This is a genomic window from Nocardia sp. NPDC051787 (genome assembly GCF_040681325.1).
In the GTDB taxonomy this organism is placed as follows: Bacteria; Actinomycetota; Actinomycetes; order Mycobacteriales; family Mycobacteriaceae; genus Nocardia.
Map to the genome: position 1 here is coordinate 89,144 of NZ_JBFAYO010000016.1, position 22,026 is coordinate 111,169.

At 69.6% G+C, this 22,026-nt stretch carries 27 protein-coding genes; 22 read left to right on the forward strand and 5 right to left on the reverse strand.

The features are described 5' to 3' along the window. From AB0M45_RS18715 to AB0M45_RS18745, 7 genes are all read left to right on the forward strand, one after another. On the forward strand, nucleotides 1-879 hold the full coding sequence (locus AB0M45_RS18715) for a sugar phosphate isomerase/epimerase (protein ID WP_364330445.1): 879 nt from the start codon (nucleotides 1-3) through the stop codon (nucleotides 877-879). A 136-nt stretch (nucleotides 880-1,015) separates the two neighbouring features. Further along, the gene (locus AB0M45_RS18720; protein ID WP_364330200.1) at nucleotides 1,016-1,921 is read left to right on the forward strand and encodes a thioesterase family protein; all 906 of its coding nucleotides are present in this window, start codon (nucleotides 1,016-1,018) and stop codon (nucleotides 1,919-1,921) included. Nucleotides 1,922-1,953: 32 nt separating this feature from the next. Beyond that, nucleotides 1,954-2,769, forward strand: coding sequence for a pyrroline-5-carboxylate reductase (gene proC, locus AB0M45_RS18725; protein ID WP_364330203.1), 816 nt, complete (start codon nucleotides 1,954-1,956; stop codon nucleotides 2,767-2,769). A 163-nt stretch (nucleotides 2,770-2,932) separates the two neighbouring features. Beyond that, nucleotides 2,933-3,217 carry a helix-turn-helix domain-containing protein gene (locus AB0M45_RS18730; RefSeq protein WP_364330205.1) on the forward strand — a complete coding sequence of 95 codons (285 nt, stop codon included), beginning with the start codon at nucleotides 2,933-2,935 and terminating at the stop codon, nucleotides 3,215-3,217. Nucleotides 3,218-3,442: 225 nt separating this feature from the next. Continuing rightward, complete coding sequence (locus tag AB0M45_RS18735; protein WP_003402602.1) at nucleotides 3,443-3,544, forward strand: AURKAIP1/COX24 domain-containing protein; 102 nt, start codon at nucleotides 3,443-3,445, stop codon at nucleotides 3,542-3,544. 246 nt (nucleotides 3,545-3,790) lie between these two features. Beyond that, complete coding sequence (locus tag AB0M45_RS18740; RefSeq protein WP_364330448.1) at nucleotides 3,791-4,825, forward strand: NAD-dependent epimerase/dehydratase family protein; 1,035 nt, start codon at nucleotides 3,791-3,793, stop codon at nucleotides 4,823-4,825. After that, nucleotides 4,822-5,829 (forward strand): lysophospholipid acyltransferase family protein, encoded by a 1,008-nt coding sequence (locus AB0M45_RS18745; RefSeq protein ID WP_364330208.1) that lies wholly within the window; start codon nucleotides 4,822-4,824, stop codon nucleotides 5,827-5,829. Before AB0M45_RS18740 ends, AB0M45_RS18745 begins: the two co-directional genes overlap by 4 nt. A gap of 4 nt (nucleotides 5,830-5,833) precedes the next feature. Here AB0M45_RS18745 and AB0M45_RS18750 read toward each other — a convergent pair whose 3' ends face one another. Beyond that, complete coding sequence (locus tag AB0M45_RS18750) at nucleotides 5,834-6,781, reverse strand: HAD-IB family hydrolase (RefSeq protein ID WP_364330451.1); 948 nt, start codon at nucleotides 6,779-6,781, stop codon at nucleotides 5,834-5,836. Between the two features lie 223 nt (nucleotides 6,782-7,004). Here AB0M45_RS18750 and AB0M45_RS18755 point away from each other — a divergent pair, with 223 nt between their 5' ends. From AB0M45_RS18755 to AB0M45_RS18775, 5 genes are all read left to right on the forward strand, one after another. Next, on the forward strand, nucleotides 7,005-7,265 hold the full coding sequence (locus AB0M45_RS18755) for a glutaredoxin family protein (protein WP_364330211.1): 261 nt from the start codon (nucleotides 7,005-7,007) through the stop codon (nucleotides 7,263-7,265). Nucleotides 7,266-7,505: 240 nt separating this feature from the next. Continuing rightward, on the forward strand, nucleotides 7,506-8,336 hold the full coding sequence (locus AB0M45_RS18760; RefSeq protein ID WP_364330214.1) for a redox-sensing transcriptional repressor Rex: 831 nt from the start codon (nucleotides 7,506-7,508) through the stop codon (nucleotides 8,334-8,336). After that, nucleotides 8,333-9,775 (forward strand): glutamyl-tRNA reductase, encoded by a 1,443-nt coding sequence (locus AB0M45_RS18765; RefSeq protein WP_364330217.1) that lies wholly within the window; start codon nucleotides 8,333-8,335, stop codon nucleotides 9,773-9,775. The genes AB0M45_RS18760 and AB0M45_RS18765 overlap by 4 nt, the downstream gene beginning before the upstream one ends. Then, a complete protein-coding gene (hemC, locus tag AB0M45_RS18770) occupies nucleotides 9,772-10,827 on the forward strand; it encodes a hydroxymethylbilane synthase (RefSeq protein WP_364330219.1) in 1,056 nt (351 codons plus the stop codon). The genes AB0M45_RS18765 and hemC overlap by 4 nt, the downstream gene beginning before the upstream one ends. Before the next feature lie 61 nt (nucleotides 10,828-10,888). Beyond that, the gene (locus tag AB0M45_RS18775; protein ID WP_364330222.1) at nucleotides 10,889-12,451 is read left to right on the forward strand and encodes a bifunctional uroporphyrinogen-III C-methyltransferase/uroporphyrinogen-III synthase; all 1,563 of its coding nucleotides are present in this window, start codon (nucleotides 10,889-10,891) and stop codon (nucleotides 12,449-12,451) included. A gap of 115 nt (nucleotides 12,452-12,566) precedes the next feature. Here AB0M45_RS18775 and AB0M45_RS18780 read toward each other — a convergent pair whose 3' ends face one another. The 3 genes from AB0M45_RS18780 to AB0M45_RS18790 all read right to left on the reverse strand — a co-directional run bounded on the left by AB0M45_RS18780 (nucleotide 12,567) and on the right by AB0M45_RS18790 (nucleotide 14,604). Next, nucleotides 12,567-12,839: a hypothetical protein gene (locus tag AB0M45_RS18780; protein WP_364330225.1), complete on the reverse strand. Its 273-nt coding sequence runs from the start codon at nucleotides 12,837-12,839 to the stop codon at nucleotides 12,567-12,569. 123 nt (nucleotides 12,840-12,962) lie between these two features. After that, complete coding sequence (locus tag AB0M45_RS18785; protein ID WP_364330227.1) at nucleotides 12,963-13,772, reverse strand: tetratricopeptide repeat protein; 810 nt, start codon at nucleotides 13,770-13,772, stop codon at nucleotides 12,963-12,965. A gap of 49 nt (nucleotides 13,773-13,821) precedes the next feature. Beyond that, on the reverse strand, nucleotides 13,822-14,604 hold the full coding sequence (locus AB0M45_RS18790) for a hypothetical protein (protein ID WP_364330230.1): 783 nt from the start codon (nucleotides 14,602-14,604) through the stop codon (nucleotides 13,822-13,824). Nucleotides 14,605-14,985: 381 nt separating this feature from the next. Between AB0M45_RS18790 and hemB the strand changes: the two genes are divergently transcribed. The 6 genes from hemB (at nucleotide 14,986) to AB0M45_RS18820 (ending at nucleotide 18,215) form a co-directional block, all read left to right on the forward strand. Beyond that, complete coding sequence (gene hemB, locus AB0M45_RS18795; protein WP_364330233.1) at nucleotides 14,986-15,963, forward strand: porphobilinogen synthase; 978 nt, start codon at nucleotides 14,986-14,988, stop codon at nucleotides 15,961-15,963. A gap of 5 nt (nucleotides 15,964-15,968) precedes the next feature. Continuing rightward, on the forward strand, nucleotides 15,969-16,484 hold the full coding sequence (locus tag AB0M45_RS18800) for a hypothetical protein (protein WP_364330236.1): 516 nt from the start codon (nucleotides 15,969-15,971) through the stop codon (nucleotides 16,482-16,484). 324 nt (nucleotides 16,485-16,808) lie between these two features. Further along, a complete protein-coding gene (locus AB0M45_RS18805) occupies nucleotides 16,809-17,291 on the forward strand; it encodes a hypothetical protein (protein WP_364330239.1) in 483 nt (160 codons plus the stop codon). Then, nucleotides 17,288-17,533, forward strand: coding sequence for a hypothetical protein (locus tag AB0M45_RS18810; protein ID WP_364330242.1), 246 nt, complete (start codon nucleotides 17,288-17,290; stop codon nucleotides 17,531-17,533). The genes AB0M45_RS18805 and AB0M45_RS18810 overlap by 4 nt, the downstream gene beginning before the upstream one ends. Before the next feature lie 76 nt (nucleotides 17,534-17,609). Further along, nucleotides 17,610-17,837, forward strand: a complete 228-nt coding sequence (locus AB0M45_RS18815; protein ID WP_364330245.1) for a hypothetical protein — start codon at nucleotides 17,610-17,612, stop codon at nucleotides 17,835-17,837. Nucleotides 17,838-18,005: 168 nt separating this feature from the next. Beyond that, nucleotides 18,006-18,215 (forward strand): hypothetical protein, encoded by a 210-nt coding sequence (locus AB0M45_RS18820; RefSeq protein WP_364330248.1) that lies wholly within the window; start codon nucleotides 18,006-18,008, stop codon nucleotides 18,213-18,215. Between the two features lie 21 nt (nucleotides 18,216-18,236). Here AB0M45_RS18820 and AB0M45_RS18825 read toward each other — a convergent pair whose 3' ends face one another. Further along, nucleotides 18,237-18,623, reverse strand: a complete 387-nt coding sequence (locus tag AB0M45_RS18825; RefSeq protein ID WP_364330251.1) for a hypothetical protein — start codon at nucleotides 18,621-18,623, stop codon at nucleotides 18,237-18,239. A 172-nt stretch (nucleotides 18,624-18,795) separates the two neighbouring features. On the opposite strand from AB0M45_RS18825, the gene hemL reads away from it, so the two are divergent. The 4 genes from hemL to AB0M45_RS18845 all read left to right on the forward strand — a co-directional run bounded on the left by hemL (nucleotide 18,796) and on the right by AB0M45_RS18845 (nucleotide 22,023). Then, complete coding sequence (gene hemL, locus AB0M45_RS18830) at nucleotides 18,796-20,133, forward strand: glutamate-1-semialdehyde 2,1-aminomutase (RefSeq protein ID WP_364330254.1); 1,338 nt, start codon at nucleotides 18,796-18,798, stop codon at nucleotides 20,131-20,133. Nucleotides 20,134-20,483: 350 nt separating this feature from the next. Beyond that, the gene (locus tag AB0M45_RS18835) at nucleotides 20,484-21,134 is read left to right on the forward strand and encodes a histidine phosphatase family protein (protein WP_364330454.1); all 651 of its coding nucleotides are present in this window, start codon (nucleotides 20,484-20,486) and stop codon (nucleotides 21,132-21,134) included. Next, nucleotides 21,131-21,772 (forward strand): TlpA disulfide reductase family protein, encoded by a 642-nt coding sequence (locus tag AB0M45_RS18840; protein ID WP_364330257.1) that lies wholly within the window; start codon nucleotides 21,131-21,133, stop codon nucleotides 21,770-21,772. The genes AB0M45_RS18835 and AB0M45_RS18840 overlap by 4 nt, the downstream gene beginning before the upstream one ends. After that, on the forward strand, nucleotides 21,769-22,023 hold the full coding sequence (locus AB0M45_RS18845; protein WP_364330260.1) for a hypothetical protein: 255 nt from the start codon (nucleotides 21,769-21,771) through the stop codon (nucleotides 22,021-22,023). Before AB0M45_RS18840 ends, AB0M45_RS18845 begins: the two co-directional genes overlap by 4 nt. Nucleotides 22,024-22,026 lie beyond the last annotated feature (3 nt).

Consider the following 22,026-nt stretch of genomic DNA (forward strand, 5'->3'; position numbering starts at 1 on the left):
GTGGGCCTTTCCACGGCGTCGGTGTACCCGCAGAATGCCGAGGCCGCGTTCCGCTACGCGGCCGAACTCGGCTACGACGGCGTCGAACTGATGGTCTGGGCCGAACCGGCCAGCCAGAGCATCGCCACCGTGCAGACCTACTCCCGCCGATACGGTGTCCCGGTGCTCGCGCTGCACGCGCCCTGTCTGCTGATCTCGCAGCGGGTCTGGGGCTCGGATCCGATCGCGAAGCTCGAGCGCAGTGTGTACACCGCGGAGGCGCTCGGCGCGCGCACCGTGGTGGTGCACCCGCCGTTCCGCTGGCAGCGCCGCTACGCGGCGGGGTTCGCCGCGCAGGTGGCCGAGCTGGAGGAGAACAGCCCGGTCATCGTCGCGGTGGAGAACATGTTCCCGATGCGGGCGGACACGCTGTTCGGCAGGCGCGAAGGCGCGGTCAAACGATTGACCCGGCGCGGCGGGCCCGGTCCGGCGCTCACCGCGTTCAGCCCGTCCTACGACCCCACCGACACCGGTTTCCGGCACTACACCCTGGACCTGTCGCACACCGCGACCGCGGGCACCGATCCGCTGGCCCTGGCCGCCCGCATGGGGCCCGGCCTGGCCCATCTGCACTTGGCCGACGGCCGCGGCGCCGCCCACGACGAACATCTGGTTCCCGGCGAGGGCACCCAGCCGTGTGTCGAACTCTGCGCGAGCCTGGTCCGCACCGGCTTCACCGGCCAAGTGGTGGCGGAGATCAACACGCAGAACGCCCGCACCACGCAGGACCGGGCCGCCATGCTGCACCGCACGCTGGCGTTCGCGCGCAGGCACCTGGACGTGTCCGTCGCCCCCGCGGCGACCGGGGCCAACCGCGCCTCCGCCGAACCGCCGATGTGACGATCGTCGCAACCTCCGACACGGAGAAATTCCCTTCCGGACGCTGCGTTGTACGCTGTACGAACGCCGCTCGGCGGCATCGCGGCGCGAAACGCGTATGCGACGCCGCCGACGCCGACGGATGACAGGAGTGAGGATGACGACGGAGCTGACGGCCGACCTCGGCCCGGCTGCCACGACCGACGCGCCGTTCAGCCGGGTGTGCGCGCTGACCGAACTGGCGCCTTCCGCCCCGGACGGCACTCCGCGGACGGACACCGGCCGCTATCTCGGCGTCATCGACGAGATCTGGACTATCGGACCGAAGGTGCACGGCGGGACGATGGTCGCGGCCAGCGCGGCGGCGGCGACCAACTGGCTGCGTGCGACCGATCCGGCCCTGGTCGGTATGGCTCCGATCGCCGCGAGCTCGGACTTTCTCGGCGCGCCCAATCCAGGCGAGGTGGAGTACGAGGTGCGTGTCCGCAAGATCGGCCGCCAGATCTGCCTGGTCGACACTGAGCTCATCCAGGACGGCCGCGTCCTGGTGCGCACGGCACTGACCTTCAGCCGCTTGGACGACGCCGACCCGATCTACGCGCCGCAGCACGCCGACATGCCGGTGCAGCCGCCTGCCGACGCGATCGGCTACGAGCCCGGCTCCCCGATGGGTGAGGTGGTGCACGTCGGCCAAGGGGCCGACATCTACCTGGACCGGGAGTGGGCGCGCTTCCTGGAGGGCGAGCAGGGCGAACCGCGCCTGCGGTTGTGGATGCGTCCGCGGCCGGGTGACGAGCAGGACCCCGACGTCGCCATGTTCTTCGCGATGATGACCGCCGACATGAGCCCGCCGGTGCCGGTGAACCTCGGTCACTTCGGCTGGGCGCCCACCGTGCAGATGACCACCTACCTGCGTCGCAGGCCCGCGCCCGGCTGGCTGCGGATCATAGCGACCACGCATGAGGTGGGCGGGCGAATGTTCGACGAGGACCAGTTGGTGCTCGACTCGACCGGGGCCGTCGTCGCGCAGAGTCGTCAGCTGGCGCTCGTTCCCCAGCGCTGAGTGCGCGGGCGCGCCGTCTAGCCTTGACACCCATGACGAGAATTGCGGTGATCGGCGGCGGCCGCATCGGTGAGGCGTTGGTCGCCGGGTTGCTGGAGTCCGGGCGACTGACCAAGGATCTGGTCGTCGTGGAGACGCATCGGGAACGGGCCGATCTGATCGTCGATCGTCTCGGCATCCGGGTAACCGACGACGTGGCCGATGCGGCCGTCGGCGCGGATGTGCTGGTGATCGCGGTGAAGCCGGGCGATGTGGACGCGGTGCTCGCCTCGCTGGGGAAAGCCGAGTTGGGCGACCGGGATCAGGTGCTGGTCTCGTTGGCTGCCGGTGTGCCGACCACCCGGTTGGAAGGCAAGTTGCCCGCCGGATTCCCGGTGGTCCGGGTGATGCCGAATACGCCGATGCTGGTGGGTCAAGGCATGAGCGTGATCGCGCCAGGTCGCTACGCGCGCGAGGGCCATCTGGAGCTGGTGACGGAGACGCTCGCCGCGGTCGGCAAGGTGGTGACCGTCGCAGAAAACCAGATGGACGCGGTCACCGCCGTGTCCGGATCGGGGCCCGCGTATTTCTTCCTGGTCGTCGAGGCCATGGTGGACGCGGGCGTCGGGCTCGGACTGACCCGTGATGTCGCCACCCGGCTCGTGGTGCAGACCATGGTCGGCTCGGCCGCGCTGCTGGATGAATCCGGCCAGACCGCTGCGGAACTGCGCGCCGCGGTCACCTCGCCTGCGGGCACCACCGCGGCCGCGATGCGCGAGTTGGAGCGCGGCGGACTGCGCTCGTCCTTCCTGGAGGCGCTGTTCGCGGCCAAGCAACGGTCAGCCGAACAGGGCGCGTCAGCGGAATGACCGGTCTGTTTCCGATCGGAAAACCCGATTTCTCACTCCCGTCGCAGTAACACCACTGGTCCCGCTAAGCTTCAAGGAGCACGTGCGTGTCTGTTCCGCCGGTGGGGAAGCCGGCGGCGCGGACGTGCCGGAGGTCAATGGTGCAATGATGTCTTCAAACAAGATGTCTGCAAGTTCCGGAGCATCCGGCGGCTCCGGTCCCGCAGGCGGTCGGGGGAATTCCCGGGCACAACGTGAGACCGCGCCGCAGGGGCAATCCGTGCTCGGCGGCGGCACTCAATTTCTCACCGTCGCCGAAGTGGCGAATCTGATGCGGGTATCCAAGATGACGGTGTACCGGCTCGTGCACTCGGGCGAGTTGCCCGCCGTGCGCGTCGGTCGATCGTTCCGCGTGCACGCCAAGGCGGTGCACGACTATCTGGAAACCTCTTATTTCGACGCTGGATGAGGCGGTTTCGGGACTACAGGGGCGGGCCGGTACGATAGCTCTTCGGTTCGTGTTCGCCCGCCGGTGGCATCGCTGTCGGTTGCCTCGTGGTCTCCGGCGGCGCGGACACGGGGCGTGAGCTTGCCGAGCGACCCGGCTCGTCGGCCGGGGCCTCGGCGGACAGACGTCCGGCAATCGCGCACGGCGAGCGTGCGCGCCGAGTAGAGAGAACGCGAGGACAACCCTATGGGTTCTGTGATCAAGAAGCGCCGCAAGCGCATGTCGAAGAAGAAGCACCGCAAGCTGCTTCGCCGCACGCGTGTTCAGCGGCGCAAACTCGGCAAGTAAGCGTCGCTGCGCGGTAGCTGCGAAGGCCCGTCACCAATAGGTGACGGGCCTTTCGTTTGAAAGTTGAAATTTCGGAATCGCCATTTGTATCACGTGACTGAAGTCATCGTTAGATCCTGGTTAATACTCTCGGTGAGCGGGTAGGCACCCGCTACGCTAGGACCGGGAATGAACACAAGACGGCTGGCCGATGGGAAGCGGGTGCCGGTGGGTTCTGAGGGTCGGGAAGGACACACACCGAAGGTCGTGCTGGTCACTGGAGCCAGCCGGTTCTTCGGCGGCACGGTTGTCGCACGGCTCGCCCAGGATCCCCGCATCGAGCGTATTCTCGCCGTCGACACGATGACACCCGGTCGAGAGTTGCAGCGGCGCATGGGCCGCGCGGAATTCGTGCGCGCCGACATTCGGAACCCATTGATCCGTAAGGTGATCGATGGTGGCGAAGTGGACACCGTGGTGCACACCGCGGTGCTGGCTCGTCCACCGGCGGGCGGCGGTCGCGCGGTAATGAAGGATCTGAACGTCCTCGGCGCGATGCAGCTGTTCGCGGTCTGCCAGAAGGCGCCATCCGTGCGCCGGGTGGTGTTGCGGTCCTCGTCGGCGGTGTACGGGTGCAGCGCGAAGGACCCGGCGAAATTCAGCGAGGAAATGAGCGCGCGCACACCGCCACGGGGTGGGTTCGCGCGCGACCTTATCGATATCGAAGGTTATGTTCGTGGGCTGGCCCGTCGGCGCCCCGATATCGCCACATCAATTCTGCGATTCGCCCCGATCGTTGGTCCCCGGCTGGCCGCCCGCGGCGTGCAATATCTGCGTTCGCCGGTGACCCCCACCGTATTCGGCCGGGACGCCAGGATGCAGCTGTTGCACGAGGAGGACGCAGTGGCCGCGCTGACTCTCGCGGCGCGCACCGCGGCGAGCGGCACCTACAACATCGCGGGCGACGGCGCGCTGTCGCTGTCGCAAGCGGTTCGGCGGGCGGGCCGGATCGAGTTGCCGGTGCCCTTCACGGTGTTCCGCACCGCGGGGCGCCTGGTGATGGGCCCGGTGATGCGGGAGTTCTCCACCGAACAACTCGACTATTTCCACTTCGGTTGTGGCCTGGACACCACGCGGATGCGCATCGAACTCGGGTTCGAGCCGCGTTGGACGACGGTACAGGCGTTCGACGACTTCATCGGGGGCGCAGCGTTGCGGCCCGTGGTCGATCCAGCATGGATCGACGCCGCAGAACACAAACTGCTCGGCCTGCTCAGGGCCGGTACGGGAGCACACCAATGAGTGACGTAGCGAAGGTCATCCAACTCCACGACCTCCAGGTAGAGGCGCGCCAGCGGCCCGCGCCGCGACGGCTGTCGGCTCCCAGCCCGGTGACGTCGCTGATCGAGCGGCGCGCCGCGGTGGCACCGCCCGCGCCGCAGTCGGTGTCGGAAATGGTGCGCGGCGCACTCGGCAAACAGGTCAGCAAGACCGCCGATTTCGCGCGCCGCAGGCTCACCGGCGATTACCAGGTCGACGAGTTCGGCCTCGACGAGCACCTGCTCGAGTCGCTCATCCTGCCCGCGCTGCGCCCGCTGTCGGAGCTGTGGTTCCGGGTGGAGGTCAGCGGGATGGAGAACATCCCGGAAGCCGGTGGCGCGCTGATCGTCGCCAACCACGCGGGCACCGTGCCGCTGGACGGCCTGATGCTGCAACTGGCCGTGCACGACCGGCACCCCAAGCAGCGTGCGCTGCGCCTGCTCGCCGCCGACCTGATCTTCGAGCTGCCGGTCCTCGGCGTCCTGGCCCGCAAGGCAGGGCACACGCTCGCCTGCCGCGAGGACGCTGAGCGCCTGCTGCGCTGCGGCAATCTGACCGGCGTGTTCCCGGAAGGCTTCAAAGGCGTCGGCAAGCAGTACACCGACCGCTACAAGCTGCAGCGCTTCGGCCGGGGCGGTTTCGTCGCCGCGGCGGTGCGTACCGGCGCTCCGATCATCCCGTGCTCCATCGTCGGTTCCGAGGAGATCTACCCGAAGCTGGCCGATCTCAAGCCGCTGGCCCGGCTGCTCGGGCTGCCCTACTTCCCGGTGACGCCGCTGTTCCCGCACCTCGGCGTGCTCGGCGCGGTGCCGCTGCCGTCGAAGTGGTACATCGAGTTCGGCACTCCCATCCCGACCACGGCCTACGAGCCGGAGGCGGCCGACGACCCGATGACCATGTTCGAGATCACCGACCAGGTGCGCGAGACCATCCAGCAGACGCTCTACAAGCTGCTCACCAAGCGCCGCAACGTTTTCACGGGGTGAGTGGCTAGCTGCCGTCGCGTCGGCGGGTCACCGCCGCGGCGACGGCACCGCCCGCGGCGCCCAGGGCCAGTGCGGTCGGCACGCCGATCTTGGCGGCTTTGCGGCCGGTCCGGAAATCACGGATCTCCCAGCCCCGATTCTTGGCCACCTCGCGCAGATCCGAATCCGGGTTGATCGCCACCGCCGTTCCGACCAGCGAAAGCATCGGCACGTCGTTGTGGCTGTCGGAGTAGGCGGTACACCGCTTGAGGTTCAAGCCCTCGCGGATAGCCAGCGTGCGCACCGCGTGCGCTTTGCCGAGACCGTGCAGGATGTCACCGACCAGGCGTCCGGTGAACTTCCCGTCCACGCTTTCGGCGACCGTGCCGAGAGCGCCGGTCAACCCGAGCCGTTTCGCGATCACCTGCGCCAATTCGACGGGTGTCGCGGTCACCAGCCATACCTGCTGGCCCGCGTCCAGGTGCATCTGCGCGAGTGCGCGGGTGCCCGGCCAGATCTTGTCGGCGATGATCTCGTCGTAGATCTCCTCACCGAGCGCGGCCAGTTCGGCGGTGGAGCGACCGGCGATGAACGCCAGCGCCTTTTCCTTGCCGCTGGCCATGTCGGTGCTGCTTTCCTTGCCGGTGACCCGGAATTTCACCTGCTTCCAGGCGACATCCACCAGATCGGAGGTCTTGAAATACTTGCGCGCGGCCAGCCCGCGAGCGAAATGGACGATCGATGCGCCCTGCACCATGGTGTTGTCGACGTCGAAGAATGCCGCCGCGGTCAGGTCGCGCGGCGCCTCCGGTCCCGCGGCTTCCACCTCGCCTGCGGCCAGCTCCGCGTCGTGCAACGTCAGCGCGGCGTCCGCGCTCGCCTCACCCGCCAGGTTGGCGCGCAATTCCTCTTCGCTCGGGCCGAAAGGGCTGCGCGAGATGCGGGCGAGCTGGTCCTGCAGCCCCTGACCCATCTGGCTCAGATTCCAGCGCGCCGGAAACTCCCCGAATCGTCCCGCGATGAATCCGGCCCTTGCCACCTTCGATCGTTCCGGCACCAGTACCTCCGCCCGTCGCGCGAACCATGTCAACAGTAGCCGGATCGGGTGACAGTCACGGCGGAAGGCGGCGTGCGACACAATCGAGTGACGCGTGCCGAGCATGCGGGGCGCGCGGACTCCCGATTAAATATCCCGCATGGCCAATCCCACACATTCGGTGACATTGCTTACTCGCGCCGGCTGCGGGCTGTGCGCGACGGCGCTGGAACAGCTGCGCGTGATCTGCGCCGAATTCGGTATCGAACCGGGGACCGTCGACGTCGACGAAGCCGCGGCAACCGACCCTGGCCTGCGCGCGGAGTACGGCGACCGGCTTCCGGTCGTGCTGCTCGACGGCCGCGAACACAGCTATTTCGATGTCGACGAGACCCGGTTGCGCGCCGACCTGACGCGCTGAGCGGAGCCGTTTCCGGACCGTTTCCGCCACTGCGCTGGTCGGGACGGAAAATGAGGCCAATTTCACCGACTTTGTGCAGGGCTTCACAAGCAGTTACGGTGGTGGCACGCGACCCGCATGCCGAGGCTGCGGAGCCGCCCCGAAATCCGAAACTTCGACACCCATGGCACCGGACCGTCCCGGGTCAGAGGGTCGAGCGACGAACCGGTGCCCGAGGCGCCGGGACGAGGAGCCGACGACGTGACAGAGCAGCATGAGGCGCCAGGCGGCGTCTCCGGCAGGGCTCTGCAGAAAGACATCCCGCAGGCCACCGTCGCGCGGCTGGCTACCTATCTCCGGGTCCTCGCCATGTTGGCCGACGACGGTGTTGCCATCGTATCGAGTGAGGAACTGGCTGTCGCGGCGGGTGTCAATTCGGCCAAATTGCGCAAGGATCTATCCTTCCTCGGCCCCAATGGAGTTCGTGGCGTCGGGTACGACGTGGCCAAGCTGCGCTCCAGGATCGAGGACGTGCTCGGCCTGTCGAAGGGCCACCGCGTGGTGCTGGTCGGCGCGGGCAATCTGGGCCGGGCATTGGTCGGGTACGGCGGCTTCCGGCGGCGCGGATTCAGCGTGGTCGGCATGTTCGACAGCCACCCCGAGGTGATCGGCATGACGGTCGCCGGGCTGGTGGTGCGTGACGTCGCCGTCCTGGCCGAAGCGGTCGCCGAGCTGGAGCCGACCATCGCGGTGATCACCGTTCCCGACGACGCGGCCCAGGACGTATGCGACCGGCTCGTCGCGGCCGGCGTGCAGTCGATCCTGAGTTTCGCCCCGTGCGAGCTGGTCGCGCCGGCGTCGGTGGAGGTGCGGCGGGTGGATCTGGCCGTCGAAATGCAGATGCTTTCCTTCGAACGGGTGCGCAACGCGGAACAGACCTCGCTACCCGAGGTCGCGCACGGCGGGTCGGGCCGCATCGCTCGTCACCTGCCGGCACCGCACGCGGGGTCCGCGCATCCGGCACTTCAGCACTCGACAACCCCGCATACGGCAACGGAGCCAAGCAGCAAGGGATCGGTGGTCACACCATGAGCGTTCTCCTCGTCGGCATCTCGCACCGCAGTGCGCCGGTATCGGTGCTGGAGAAGGTGGCCATCACCGATGCCGACCGGCCGAAGCTGATCGACCGCCTGCTCGCCTCCAGCCACGTGTCCGAGGCGATGATCGTCTCCACCTGCAACCGGGTGGAGGTCTACGCGGTGGTCGACGCCTTCCACGGCGGCCTGGCCGAGATCGGCGACCTGCTGACCAAGCACTCCGGCCTGCCGCTGCCCGACCTGACCAAGCACGCCTACGTCCGGTACTCCGAGGCCGCAGCCGAGCACCTGTTCGCGGTGGCCAGCGGCCTCGACTCGATGGTGGTCGGCGAACAGCAGGTGCTCAGCCAGATTCGCGGCGCCTATGCCTCCGCCGACGCGCAGCAGGCCGTCGGGCGGACCTTGCACGAGCTGGCCCAGCACGCACTGCGGGTCGGCAAGCGGGTGCACGCGGAAACCGGGATCGATCGCGCGGGTGCGTCGGTGGTGTCGGTGGCGCTGGACCGCGCACAGCACGTGCTCGGGCCGCTGGCCGGTCGGACGGCCGCGGTTGTCGGAGCCGGCGCGATGGGCGGCCTTGCGGTAGCGCATCTTTCGCGAGCGGGAATCGGCCGGATCATCGTGGTGAACCGCACGATCGGCCGGGCGCGCAGGCTCGCCGAGACCGCGCGCACGCACGGTGTCACGGCCGAGGCGAAGGAGCTGTCCCGGCTCACCGAGGCGATGTCCGCGGCCGACGTGGTGGTCACCTGTACCGGCGCGGTAGGCGCGGTCGTGACGCTCGCCGACACCCACCGTGCGCTGACCGACCGCGAGCGCGGCGAGGGATTCGCCACGGTGGAGCGGCCGTTGGTGTTCTGCGATCTCGGCCTCCCCCGTGACGTCGAGCACGCCGTGGCCGGGCTACCGGGCGTCACGCTCATCGACATCGAGACGTTGCAGCGCGATCCCGCGGCGGGCGCCGCCGCCGACGACACCGCGGCCGCCCGCTCGATCGTCGCCGACGAACTCGCCAAATACCTTGCCGGACAGCGGATGGCCGAGGTCACCCCCACCGTTGCCGCGCTACGTCAGCGCGCGGCGGAGGTGGTCGAGGCGGAACTGCTCCGGCTGGATTCGCGGCTGCCCGGCCTGGCCGACCCCGAGCGCGACGAGGTCGCGCGCACGGTGCGCCGTGTGGTCGACAAGTTGCTGCACGCGCCGACCGTGCGGGTCAAGCAGTTGGCGTCCACGCCGGGCGGCGACAGCTACGCCGAGGCGCTGCGCGAGTTGTTCGAGCTGAAACCGGGTGCGGCGCAGGCGGTCGCCGCGCCGATGGAGATCACCGCACTCACCGGCGATCGCGCCGAGATCACACTGGCCGACGGGGACATCGCGCTGGCCGACGACTTCACCGAGGGACATCGCGGCGAGGAACAGGGGCAGACGGCATGACCATGGTGCACCACCAAGGCAACGCGGCCGCGGACGGCATCCGCACGCCGTGGCGCATCGGCACCCGGGGGAGCCTGCTCGCGCTCACCCAGGCCGGCACGGTGCGCGACGCGCTGATCGCCGCCGGGCACCCGGCCGAACTCGTCGTGATCAAGACCGCCGGAGACCTGTCCGCCGATCCGGTGCAGAAGATCGGAGTCGGCGTATTCACCTCCGCGCTGCGCGACGAACTGGCCGCAGGCGCGATCGACATCGCGGTGCATTCCTACAAGGACCTGCCGACCGCGCAGGACCCGCGCTTCACCATCGCCGCCATCCCGCCCAGGGAGGATCCGCGTGACGCACTCGTCGCGCGCGACGGACTCGTGCTGGGCGAGCTGCCGGCGGGAGCCAAGGTCGGCACCTCCGCGCCGCGTCGCGCCGCACAGCTGCGGGCGCTCGGTCTCGGCCTGGACATCGTCCCGCTGCGCGGCAATCTGGACACCCGCCTGCGCAAGGTCAGCGAGGGTGAGCTGGACGCCGTCGTGGTGGCCAGGGCCGGACTGGCCCGCATCGAGCGGTTGGACGCGGTCACCGAGGCGCTGGAGCCGGTGCAGATGCTGCCCGCTCCCGCCCAGGGCGCGCTGGCGGTGGAGTGCCGCAGCGACGACGCCGCCCTCGTGGCGATCCTGACCGGGCTGGACGACGCGGCCGCCCGCGCCTCCGTGCTCGCCGAACGGTCCCTGCTGGCCGAGCTGGAGGCGGGCTGCACCGCGCCGATCGGCGCGCTGGCCGAGGTGGTCGAGTCGCTCGACGACGAAGGCCGGATCGTGGACGAGCTCTCGCTGCGCGCGTGCGCCGCGGCCGTCGACGGGTCCGACGTGTTACGGGCGTCGGTGGTCGGCGCCCCGGCGGACGCGGCGGAGCTCGGCCGTGCGCTGGCCCGCGAGTTACTCGATATGGGCGCGCGCGAGCTGCTCGCCACCGAACCGGACGACGGTTCCCTCACCCGGGCGGTGCGTCCGCCCGCCACAGACTTGCCCAACCCCAGCCCAATGGAGAACAGCCGATGAGTGAGCGAATCCTCACCGCGCCTTCGGGCATGCCGGAGCCGAGCGCAAGCGAGGTGCAGGCATGAGCCGAGGCACGAAAAAGCACCCTGGTCGGATCCTTTTCGTCGGATCAGGTCCGGGGGACCCGTCGCTGCTCACCGTGCGGGCGCGTGAGGTGATCGGACGGGCGACGCTGGCTTTCACCGATCCGGACGTCGACAAAGGCGTGCTGGCCTTGATCGGCACCGAGGTCGAGCCGGGCCTCGACGGCGAGCGCCCGGTCGACGTGCGGCCCGCGCTCGGCGAGCCCGCCGAAGTGGCCAAGACGCTGATCGCCGAGGCCCGCACTGGGCACGACGTGGTGCGCGTGGTCGCCGGCGACCCGCTGACCACCGACTCGGTGATCGCCGAGGTCAACGCCGTCACCCGGTCGCACATGGTCTTCGAGGTGCTGCCCGGCCTGCCCAATGGGTCGGCGGTGCCGAGCTACGCGGGCATCGCGCTCGGCTCCGGGCACACCGAGGCCGATGTGCGCGGCGAGGTCGACTGGGCCGCGCTGGCGGCCGCGCCCGGTCCGCTCGTGCTGCACGCGACCTCCGGGCACCTGGCCGAGACCGCGAGCGCCTTGGTCGAGCACGGCATGGCGCCGCAGACCCCGGTGGCCGTGACGGTACGGGGGACCACCCGTCAGCAGCGCACCATCGAGGCCACCTTGGCCACGCTGAACAGCGCGGCCTCCGAGCTGGTCGGCCCGCTGGTGGTGACCATCGGCAAGGTGGTCGCACAGCGCTCGAAGATGTCGTGGTGGGAATCGCGCGCGCTGTACGGCTGGACCGTGCTGGTGCCGCGCACCAAGGACCAGGCCGCCGAGATGAGCGAGCGGCTCGTCACGCACGGCGCCATCCCGATGGAGGTGCCGACCATCGCGGTCGAGCCGCCGCGCAGCCCCGCTCAGATGGAGCGGGCGGTCAAGGGCTTGGTCGACGGGCGCTACCAGTGGGTGGTCTTCACCTCCACCAACGCGGTGCGCGCGGTGTGGGAGAAGTTCGCCGAGTTCGGCTTGGACGCTCGGGCCTTCTCCGGGGTGAAGATCGCCTGCGTCGGCGAGGCCACCGCGGACAAGGTCCGCTCCTTCGGTATCAACCCGGAGCTGGTGCCCAGCGGTGAGCAGTCCTCCGAGGGCCTGCTTGCCGACTTCCCACCGTACGACGATGTTTTCGACCCGGTGAACCGGGTGCTGCTGCCGCGCGCCGACATCGCCACCGAGACGCTGGCCGAGGGCCTGCGCGACCGTGGCTGGGAGATCGACGACGTCACGGCCTACCGGACGGTGCGCGCGTCGCCGCCGCCCGCGGAGACGCGCGAGATGATCAAGACCGGCGGCTTCGACGCGGTCCTGTTCACCTCCTCCTCCACCGTGCGCAATCTGGTGGGCATCGCGGGCAAGCCGCACGCGCGCACGATCGTGGCGTGCATCGGCCCCAAGACCGCCGAAACGGCCATCGAGTTCGGCCTGCGCGTGGACGTGCAGCCCGAGGTGGCCCAAGTCGGTCCGCTGGTCGAGGCACTGGCGGAGCATGCCGCCCGTCTGCGCGCCGAAGGGCTCCTGCCGCCGCCGCGCAAGAAGAGCCGCCGCAGCCGCTGAGCTCTGTCTAATTGGCAGCGCCTACGGTGCTGCGTGTTCGCGGCCCCCTTGTGGCTCGCGTCCGAGTGGCCGCCGCTTGCAACTTCATCGCTTGCGCGGCGGCCACCCGGACGTCTCAGTACCGCCTGCGCATCATCGTGCGGACCATGGTGCAGGTGGCGTCGGAGGGCGGGCGGATGCCGATCACCTCGGCGGTATGCCGGATCCGCTTGTTGGTGGCGTAACTCGGTGCGTAGACGCCCGAGTCGAGCAGGGCGATCGCCAGGCGCATCGCCTTCAGCCGCCGGTTGTGCATGACGTACCACGCGCGGGGACGGCCCGGCGGGAGCGGGCGCTTCTGCAAAGGCGCGTAGGGGCGATCGATGAGAACGGTTTGTGGTGTGCGCACTGGCATCCCTCCCGTAGCGATCGGGGGCGGCTAGCCCCCTCGAACGTACCTTCGATTCTACCGTTGGGGACCGACAAACTTCGCTGGCCACAATGGTTTTCGCGCACCATGTGGTGCGACGGATCACAGATCGTGCAACAGCCGCAGCGACTGGGGATGGCCGAGGGCCGCGGCGCGTTCGAGCCACTGCCTGGCCTCCTGTTGGGCCCGCGTACGGCCAGCCGCGATCGCGGCGGCGGCCCGCAGCACCTCGGGGTCGGCGAAATCACCTGCGAGATAAGACGTGTCCGCCGTGCGCAGCAAGAGCGCGAGGTGGAACATCGAGTCCGGATCGCCCGCATCGGCGCCCTTGCGCAGCCACCGCTCGCCCTCGATCCGGTCACCGCGATCCAAGTGCAAGGCGCCGAGCACCGCCATCGCGTCGGTCTTTCCGCGGCGCGTGGCCTCGGCGAGCAGAGCGATCGCACGGTCGAATTCGCCGCGGCGGGCCAAGTGCACGCCGAGACTGCGCATGGCCGTGGGGTTTCCGGCCCGCACGGCGCGTTCGTACCAGCACTCCGCCGCCACGTCGTCACCGCGCCGATTCGCGAGAACGCCCATGTTGCACAGTGCTTCGGGCAGCCCGTTCTCGGCCGCGGGCCGCAACCAGCGCTCGGCCTCGTCCAGATTCCCACGCTCGAGGTGCAGCAGGCCCAGGTGCACACCCGAGGACTCGTCGTTGCGCGCGGCGGCCTGCTCCAACCAGCGGATCCCTTCGCCGATCCGCCCGACGGCCCACAGCAGCGCGCCGAGCATTCCCATGGCGGGCACGCTGCCGCCCGCGGCGGCCCGGCGCAGCCAGCGTTCGGCGCCGGCCGCGTCGCCGGCGTCCCACAGCGCTTCGGCGCGCCGCTGCATGGCGAGCAGTTCGATCTCGCTCGGCGGCTCGGTCATGTCGACACTCCTGCCCGGCGGCTTCCGGCGGATGCCACGCCGCCGATCATCACGGTTGTCCGAGTGGGGCCGGGTACCCGTGCTCGCGGGCGTAGGCGATCAGCTGCGCGTCGTAGTTGCCCAGGCTGTCCAGCAGCCAGGTGTGTCCAGTGTCCTTGACCACCACGATCGGTCCTCGGTTGCCCGGGGTCAGCGTGGGCACCGCGCCGTCGGTGTACCAGGACGTGGTCGACCACGGAAAGATGAACGCCCAGCCGATGTCGCAGACCCGCTCCGGCGGTCCGAGCTGCAGGGGATCGGCCGGAGTGCTGTGCCGTGCGCTGTGCGCCGCGAGCAGGTGCCGCGCGCTGTTGCGGGCCACCCGCACGTCCAGCGGTCCCGCGGCGGTGTCCGGGAACGGCAGATTCGCCTGGGCCACGGCCAGCAGCCGCCGGCCCGCCCCCGGAGTCACCGGGCACGGCTTGCTCTGCAGGCGGAGGAAAACGGTGTGGGCGGTGTCGGAGTACCGCAGCCCGACGAAGGCATCCTCGGTGCGACCGGCCAGGTGCGTGCCGCGGCTGCGCATCCATTCGTGCTCGTCGGGGCGGATGTCGAGGGTCGCGAAGGCGGCGTACGCGCCACGCATCAGCTGGGGATCGGACCATTGCCGCGCGACGAACTCCACATAGATGTTCTGCCCGGTGGCGTCGGCGGGGCGCCAAGTCCGCATCGTGGTCGCGGGCGGGGGCAGACCGCGGGTCAGCACCGGCCACCAGTCCGCCAGCAGCACCGCCACCCACGATTCGAAGTCGGCGGCTCTGGCCAGCGAGATATCGATGTGCGGATCGGTCATCCTGTCCCCCAGCGGGTCTCGCTTAGTCGGAGTATGCGCCTCGGGCGGGGTCTTCGGTGTGATTTCACCCACATCAAGCATGACGCGATTCCGGCCAAAATGTGCCCCTATCTGGTGTTTCAGCGGGGCGGGGCTTCGACATAATCGTTTCGAGCGGCTCGGCTCGCGTCCGAGCGGCAGCGGTATCTGCGATGCAGTCGCCAGCGAGAATCGGTGACGGCAAACTCCGAAGGCCCGTGGCGCTGCCGAGGACTCTCCGGTCGCCACCCAACGCAACCTGCCGGCCCAGCTCTCGGTTTCGAGCGCAGCGAGACCGAGCATTGCCGCGAACACGCAGTGCCGCAGGCGCTGCAAATTGGACACAGGCGTATCGTGCGATTCATGACCGGAATGGACCGCCCGCGGCGGTTGCGCCGTACCCCGGCTTTGCGTCGTCTCGTGGCCGAAACAACACTGGAACCACGGCAATTGGTGCTCCCGATGTTCGTCGCCGACGGTCTGGAGGAACCGCGCGCGATCAGCTCGATGCCCGGAGTGGTGCAGCATTCGCTGGATTCGCTACGCAAGGCCGCCGTCGAGGCGGTCACGGCGGGCGTGGGTGGGATCATGCTGTTCGGCGTGCCCCGCCCCGAGGACAAGGACGCCGTCGGTAGCCAGGCCAGCGATCCGCACGGCATCCTCAACCGCGGCCTGCGCGCCCTCGCCGACGAGGTGGGCGATTCGACCGTGGTCATGGCCGACACCTGCCTGGACGAGTTCACCGACCACGGCCACTGCGGTGTGCTCGCCGCCGACGGCGCCGTCGACAACGACGCCACCCTCGACCGCTATGTCGAGATGGCGCTGGCGCAGGCGGAGGCAGGCGCCGACCTGCTGGGCACCAGCGGCATGATGGACCGCCAGGTCGGCGCGATCCGGCGCGGACTGGACGCGGCCGGCCGCACCGACACCGGCATCCTGGCCTACGCCGCGAAGTATGCCTCGGCCTTCTACGGCCCGTTCCGTGAGGCCGTCGGTTCCTCGCTGCAAGGCGACCGGCGCACCTACCAGCAGGACCCGGCCAATCGCCGCGAGGCGATCCGCGAATTGGAGCTGGACCTCGCCGAGGGCGCGGACATCGTCATGGTGAAGCCGGCCATGTCGTACCTGGACATCCTGCGCGACGTCGCCGATCGCGCGACCGTCCCGGTGGCCGCCTACCAGATCTCCGGCGAGTACGCGATGATCACCGCCGCCGCCGAGCGCGGGTGGATCGATCGCCGCGGCGCCGTTCTCGAGTCGTTGCTCGGTATCCGGCGGGCGGGTGCGGACATCGTGCTCACCTACTGGGCGACCGAGGCCGCGCACTGGCTGTCGTGACGAATATGACGGAGCCGTCCGCCGTTCAACCGGCCCGGGTTCCGATGCCGGAGGATGTCGGTACCGCGCGGCAGTTGTGGTGGGGTGGTCTCGGATTCGGCGTCGTGCAGCTGATCGCGTCGGTCATCGCCGCGCTGGAGCGGCGGCGCGCCTTCGCCGAGGAGGTCTTCGAACAGGCCAGTGCGAAGGACCCGCAGGTGACGATGGCCAGCGCCGAGCTCATGGTGTCGCTGGTGTACGTGTTCGTGGTGCTGATCGGGCTGGGCGTCGCGGCGCTCGCGCTGGTGATCGTGTACCAGTTCGGGCGCGGCAAGCTCTGGGCGCGCACCTTGCTGACCGTGCTCGGCGTCTGGGTCGTGGTGATCGGCGTCGGCTCGTTGCTGGCGATCGACGCGGTGACCGGTACAGCCTCGCTGGTGGCGGGCGGAGCATCGATCGTGCAGGCCGTGCTCGCGGCTGGGGCCGTCTATCTGTCGCATCGTCCGGAGTCCACCGCGTACTTCCAGCTGGGCGGACGCTGAACCGGCCGGTGGAACACGTTCCCAGTTTGTCCGAGACAGACCGGCATGTATGGTGAGGGCTGTCACAGTGGACATGGGAACCGGAAGTCATTTGCCATGCGTTGTTTTACGTTTCGTGCGGGAACTGAGCAGGTGGCTCCGGAGGATCGGAGGCAGCGATGCGAGTGGTGATCCAGCAGCCGCACAGCATTCGGCGGGATCTGGCCGTATTGAGCCTGCTGATTCTGTTTGCCGTGCTGACCGTCGCCGTGCTGTTGCTGCCCGGCCTGACTCGCTGATCCCGCTTTACGCCGTGTCGCCGCGCGCCGCCGTGATGGGCTGGGTGTGACCGCAGCGACCGTTTTGTTCGCCGAACCGGGCGCCCGCTGGCGTGCGGTGCTCTATGGACCGATCCTGTGCCTGGCGATTCTCGTCCTCGAACTCGTCACGGGTGGTTCCGTGCACTGGTTCGCTTTGCTGTTCTGCGCCGCGCTGATCGCGGGCTTCGTCGCGCTGCAAGTGCTCGCCGGTAAGCGGCATGCGAGCGTCGAGCTCACCTCGACGACGCTGCGCTCGGGCACCGAGTCGCTGCCGCTGAGCTCGGTCGCGGAGGTCCTCCCCGAACGCGACGAGGAGTCCTGGGACGACGAACCGTGGGAGTCGGCCAGGGCGCTCGGGGAATTGACCGGCGTGCCGCGCCGCCGCACCGGCATCGGGCTGCGGCTGGCCGACGATACGCTGGTGCAGGCATGGGCCAAGGACCACAGAGCGCTGCGGGCGGCGTTGACCGGAGCCGTGCAGCGCGGCGAGAACGGAGCCGACCGTTGAGGCGTTGGATCATCCCGGTGTTCGTGGAACTCGACCTGATCCTGCTCGCGCTGGTGGCTGCGGTGCTGAGCTGGCGCAACAGTGTGCGCACCGTCGACTTCGCGCCTTCGGGCGACGTGCCGGGGTTCACCGCGACCCGTTACGCGGCGCCCTGGCAGCTATTGGCCGCGGTGCTCGTCGCGGTGGCCGGAGTGCTCGTGATCGATGCGGCGGCCCGGTTGGTCCGCGGCCTCCGCGGCTGAGCAGGAACCGGCCGCTGACCGGGCCTTCGGCATATGCGCCTCGTTTGACCCCCGCGATGACGGGAACGCCGAATTCATGAGACCACCTGTACAACGAACACTTTTCGGCGCGGTGGCGGCGGGCGTGATCGGCGTCACCGCAGCGGTTCCGGCCGCGTCCGCCGAAACCGCTACCGCACCTCCGCTTCCGGCACTGCCCGCATTCGCGGCCACCCCGCCCGCGCCGTTGCTGCATGCGCTGCCCGCGCCGTTGGCGTGCCTGGTGACAACCGGATTCGCCGCTTTCTGCCTCCGCATCACGTAGCCCCGGATCGAGTGTGAAGCGCTGCGGATACCGCGAGTCTGGGCTACCGTGCAACCGCGTGTCGTCCGGTGTGCGCACCCGGCGACCGCGCGCTTTGCCAGGAATGTTCCTGCGGCCGTTAGTATTTCGGCCGTAGTTCGGAACGCACGTGATGAAGGAAAGTGTTTGATGAACCGGTTCGCCGTAAAGATCTGTGCCGCGTTTGCCGTGGCCGCCGCCCTCGGGATCGGGGCAGCGCCGGCCAGCGCGAACTCCGGTCTGCCGCTGGAAGACGCGACGCCGATCTTCGTGCCGGATTCGGGTTCGGCCGGGCCCTACAACTCGTTCATGTGCGTCCTGCACACCATGTCGGCGCAGGTGCCCTGCATGTACACCTGATGGCGTTGGCCCGCGGCGTCCTCAGCTCCAGTGCTGGTAGATGTCCAGCACGCGGCCGTCGCGGGTACCGGGGGCATTGAGGTAGACGGTGATCGTCCCGTCCGGATGGCCGGCCGCCTCCATCAGCACTTGGCGCAGCGAGGCGTAGACCCTGCCGTGCTGATCGCGGTATATCGCGGAGTCGGTCTTCAGGCCGGCCCCGATGCGGTTGGGTGGGATGACCATCGTGACGACGGCGGGAATGGGGCCGCCGGCCAGCGTCGTGGTCGCCACGTGGTCCAGATGGATGCCGATGCGCGAGTGGTCGAGCTGATCGAGCGGCTCCGCGGTGGCGGAACCGGCGCCCAGTGCCGCGGTGGCGCAGGCGACCGCGGTGAGTAAACCCGCACTGACGATGGCAATCCGCATGCAGACCCTCCCAGCCGGTAGACGATGGCCCCGACATTACGCACCGGCAACCCTCCAGCGATCGAAATTCGCGCGAACCTCATCTCGGCGTGTTGCGGGCCGGCTGCGGCCTGCGTCACTGCACTACACCCTGTCGTCGAACCATTTCAGCGGTACTGAGACACTGGAACACGTGAGTTCTTCTCCGCGTCTGACCAGTGCGGCGGTGCCGGTCTCCGCTCAGCTCTTCGACCGGGCGAGTTCGGTGATTCCGGGTGGTGTCAACTCTCCGGTGCGGGCGTTCCGATCCGTCGGCGGCACACCGCGATTCATCGCCTCGGCCCACGGCTGCACACTCGTCGACGCCGACGGCAACGAGTACGTCGATCTGGTCTGCTCCTGGGGCCCGATGATTCTGGGCCACGCGCACCCCGCGGTCGTCGACGCGGTGCGGCACGCGGCATCCGGCGGGCTATCTTTCGGTGCGCCGACCGAGGCGGAGATCGAGCTGGCCGAGGCGATCGTGCGGCGGGTCGCGCCGGTGGAGCGGGTGCGCCTGGTGAACTCCGGGACCGAGGCCACCATGAGCGCGGTCCGGCTGGCTCGCGGCTACACCGGACGCACCAAGATCATCAAGTTCGCCGGCTGCTACCACGGCCACGTCGACGCGCTGCTCGCCGACGCCGGATCCGGCGTCGCCACGCTCGGCTTGCCCACCTCGCCCGGCGTCACGGGCGCCCAGGCGGCGGACACCATCGTGCTGCCCTACAACGACCTCGACGCCGTCGCGGCCGCGTTCGCCACGAATCCCGGCGAGATCGCGTGCGTGATCACCGAGGCGGCGGCGGGCAATATGGGCGCGGTCGCACCCCTGCCCGGGTTCAACGCGGGCCTGCGCGCACTCACCGCCGAGCACGGCGCGCTGCTGATCATGGACGAGGTGATGACCGGCTTCCGGGTCAGCCGCGCGGGTTGGTTCGGCCGGGAGGGCGTCGCGGGCGATCTCTACACCTTCGGCAAGGTGATGAGCGGCGGGCTTCCCGCCGCCGCGTTCGGCGGGCGCGCCGAGATCATGAACCATCTCGCCCCGCTCGGGCCCGTCTATCAGGCGGGCACGCTGTCCGGTAACCCGGTCGCGGTGGCCGCGGGTCTGGCCACCCTGCGCGCGGCCGACGATGAGGTCTACGCGGCGCTGGATCGCAATGCCGAGCGGCTCGGCGGTTTGTTCAGCGACGCGCTGACCACGGCGGGGGTCGGGCACCAGGTTCAATTCGCGGGCAATATGGTGAGCGTGTTCTTCGCCGAACGCCCGGTCACCGATTACGCCGCCGCCAAGGCGAGCGAGACGTGGCGCTATCCAGCGTTCTTCCACGCTCTGCTCGACGGTGGCGTGTACGCGCCGCCGAGCGCGTTCGAAGCATGGTTCGTCTCCGCGGCGCTCGACGAGAACGCATTCGACCGTATCGCTGCCGCCCTGCCCGCCGCCGCGCACGCGGCGGCGGCCGCCACCCCCGAAGGACCCCGCGCGTGAGCTCCGATCTCGATCAACCCGATGCCGACCGGCGCGAGCTACCCAAGCCAACCACCGACGCCGCCGAGAGGAGTGCCGTCGATGCCCTGGCGCCGGTCGTCGATCCGGTATCGGAGGCAACCGTGATCGACGCGGGCGAGCAGTTCGCCGCGGCAAGCGCCGCGACCGAGTCCGCGGCGGCCGACACCGAGTCCGTGGAATCCAGCGTGGTCGACGCCGGCGCCCATTTCGCGGCGGCCGCGGCGCCGACCGCGCAGGTCACCGCCGCGCGTAAAGAGGGAAAGACCGCTTCCGCCGGGAACGAGGTTTCGGCCGAGCCCGCCGACGGCCCGGCCCCGGCCGCCGAGCGGGTGCACGACGGTGGCACCGCGCCCATCGAGACGATCGTGCACGTGCTGCGGCACGGTGAGGTGCACAATCCGAACGGCATCCTCTACGGACGCCTGCCCGGATTCAGTCTCTCGGTGGCGGGCCGCGCGCAGGCCGGCGCGGTCGCTCGGACGCTGGCCGATCACGACATCGCACTGGTGATCGCCTCGCCGCTGCAGCGGGCGCAGGAGACCGCCGAGGCGATCGCCGGGCAGCACGACCTGATCGTCCGGACCGACGAGAACCTCATCGAGGCGGGCAACACCTTCGAGGGTCTGCGCGTCTCGGTCGGCGACGGCGCGCTGCGCAAACCGCGGCACTGGTGGAAGCTGCGCGATCCGTTCACCCCGTCCTGGGGCGAACCCTACTTGCAGATCGCGCACCGCATGCTGGCCGCGGTGAACAAGGCGCGGGTGGAAGCCGCCGGACGCGAGGCGGTGCTGGTCTCCCACCAGCTGCCCGTGTGGACGCTGCGCCGGTTCCTGCAGGGACAGCGGCTCTGGCACGACCCGCGGCACCGGCAGTGCTCGCTCGCGTCGCTGACCTCGCTGGTCTATCACGGCGACACGCTCGTCGACATCGTCTACTCCGAGCCCGCGGGCGGCTCGGACCCCTCGGTACACGGCGCATGACTCGCTGCACCGCGTCCGTTACCCCGCCCGCCACGCGCACCGGGCGGGTGCTGCCGGTTCTGCTCGCGTGCCTGGCGCTGGTCGCCGCGCTCGCGGGGTGTTCGACCGGTTCGGACGCGGTGGCATCGGGCGGCACCTTCGAATTCGTCTCGCCCGGCGGCAAGACCGATATCCTCTACGACCCGCCCACCGCGCGCGGCACCATCGGCGAGCTGGCCGGCCCGGACCTGATGACGGCGGGCAAGACCACGTCGGTCGAGGACTACCCGGGCAAGGTCGTCGTGCTCAACCTGTGGGGCCAGTGGTGCGGTCCGTGCCGTGCCGAGGCGCCCGCCCTGGAGAAGGTCTACGAGGCGACCAAGGACAAGGGCGTCGCGTTCCTCGGCATCAACGTCCGCGATCCACAGCAGGACAAGGCCCAGGATTTCGTGGTCGACAACAAGGTCGGCTATCCGTCCATCTACGACCCGTCGATGCGCACTCTGCTGGCGCTCGGCGGGAATTTCCCTACCAGTGTCATCCCCACCACCCTCGTCCTCGACCGGCAACACCGGGTCGCCGCAGTCTTCCTGCGGTCCCTGCTCGCCGAGGATCTGCAGCCGGTGGTCGAACGTCTCGCCGCGGAGGAATCACAGTGAATCGCGACCGTCGTACCCGTCACCTGCGTGCCTGCCGGCCACGACAGGGCGCCCGACGCATCGGCGGCGGATGGGCCGTCGACGACCGGTGGGCGGGTATCGCCACCGTGCCGCGCAGCGTCGCCGCCGACTCGTTGCTGGACTTCGCCGTGCTCGAGGTGGCCGAAGAGCCCGCCGCCACCGAGCGGAAGGTGTCGTTGCGCCGCGGCGCGGGACGAGCGCCAGAGGACACGCGGGAGGAATCGGTGTGAGAC

Excerpts from the sequence above, each read along its gene's own strand:
- AB0M45_RS18720 (WP_364330200.1), top strand. The coding sequence starts at position 1,016 with ATGACGACGGAGCTGACGGCCGACCTCGGCCCGGCTGCCACGACCGAC.
- proC (WP_364330203.1), top strand. The coding sequence starts at position 1,954 with ATGACGAGAATTGCGGTGATCGGCGGCGGCCGCATCGGTGAGGCGTTG.
- AB0M45_RS18730 (WP_364330205.1), top strand. The coding sequence starts at position 2,933 with ATGTCTGCAAGTTCCGGAGCATCCGGCGGCTCCGGTCCCGCAGGCGGT.
- AB0M45_RS18735 (WP_003402602.1), top strand. The coding sequence starts at position 3,443 with ATGGGTTCTGTGATCAAGAAGCGCCGCAAGCGCATGTCGAAGAAGAAG.
- AB0M45_RS18745 (WP_364330208.1), top strand. The coding sequence starts at position 4,822 with ATGAGTGACGTAGCGAAGGTCATCCAACTCCACGACCTCCAGGTAGAG.
- AB0M45_RS18750 (WP_364330451.1), bottom strand. The coding sequence starts at position 6,781 with ATGGGTCAGGGGCTGCAGGACCAGCTCGCCCGCATCTCGCGCAGCCCT.
- AB0M45_RS18755 (WP_364330211.1), top strand. The coding sequence starts at position 7,005 with ATGGCCAATCCCACACATTCGGTGACATTGCTTACTCGCGCCGGCTGC.
- AB0M45_RS18765 (WP_364330217.1), top strand. The coding sequence starts at position 8,333 with ATGAGCGTTCTCCTCGTCGGCATCTCGCACCGCAGTGCGCCGGTATCG.
- hemC (WP_364330219.1), top strand. The coding sequence starts at position 9,772 with ATGACCATGGTGCACCACCAAGGCAACGCGGCCGCGGACGGCATCCGC.
- AB0M45_RS18775 (WP_364330222.1), top strand. The coding sequence starts at position 10,889 with ATGAGCCGAGGCACGAAAAAGCACCCTGGTCGGATCCTTTTCGTCGGA.
- AB0M45_RS18785 (WP_364330227.1), bottom strand. The coding sequence starts at position 13,772 with ATGACCGAGCCGCCGAGCGAGATCGAACTGCTCGCCATGCAGCGGCGC.
- AB0M45_RS18790 (WP_364330230.1), bottom strand. The coding sequence starts at position 14,604 with ATGACCGATCCGCACATCGATATCTCGCTGGCCAGAGCCGCCGACTTC.
- hemB (WP_364330233.1), top strand. The coding sequence starts at position 14,986 with ATGACCGGAATGGACCGCCCGCGGCGGTTGCGCCGTACCCCGGCTTTG.
- AB0M45_RS18800 (WP_364330236.1), top strand. The coding sequence starts at position 15,969 with ATGACGGAGCCGTCCGCCGTTCAACCGGCCCGGGTTCCGATGCCGGAG.
- AB0M45_RS18815 (WP_364330245.1), top strand. The coding sequence starts at position 17,610 with ATGAGACCACCTGTACAACGAACACTTTTCGGCGCGGTGGCGGCGGGC.
- AB0M45_RS18820 (WP_364330248.1), top strand. The coding sequence starts at position 18,006 with ATGAACCGGTTCGCCGTAAAGATCTGTGCCGCGTTTGCCGTGGCCGCC.
- AB0M45_RS18825 (WP_364330251.1), bottom strand. The coding sequence starts at position 18,623 with ATGCGGATTGCCATCGTCAGTGCGGGTTTACTCACCGCGGTCGCCTGC.
- AB0M45_RS18840 (WP_364330257.1), top strand. The coding sequence starts at position 21,131 with ATGACTCGCTGCACCGCGTCCGTTACCCCGCCCGCCACGCGCACCGGG.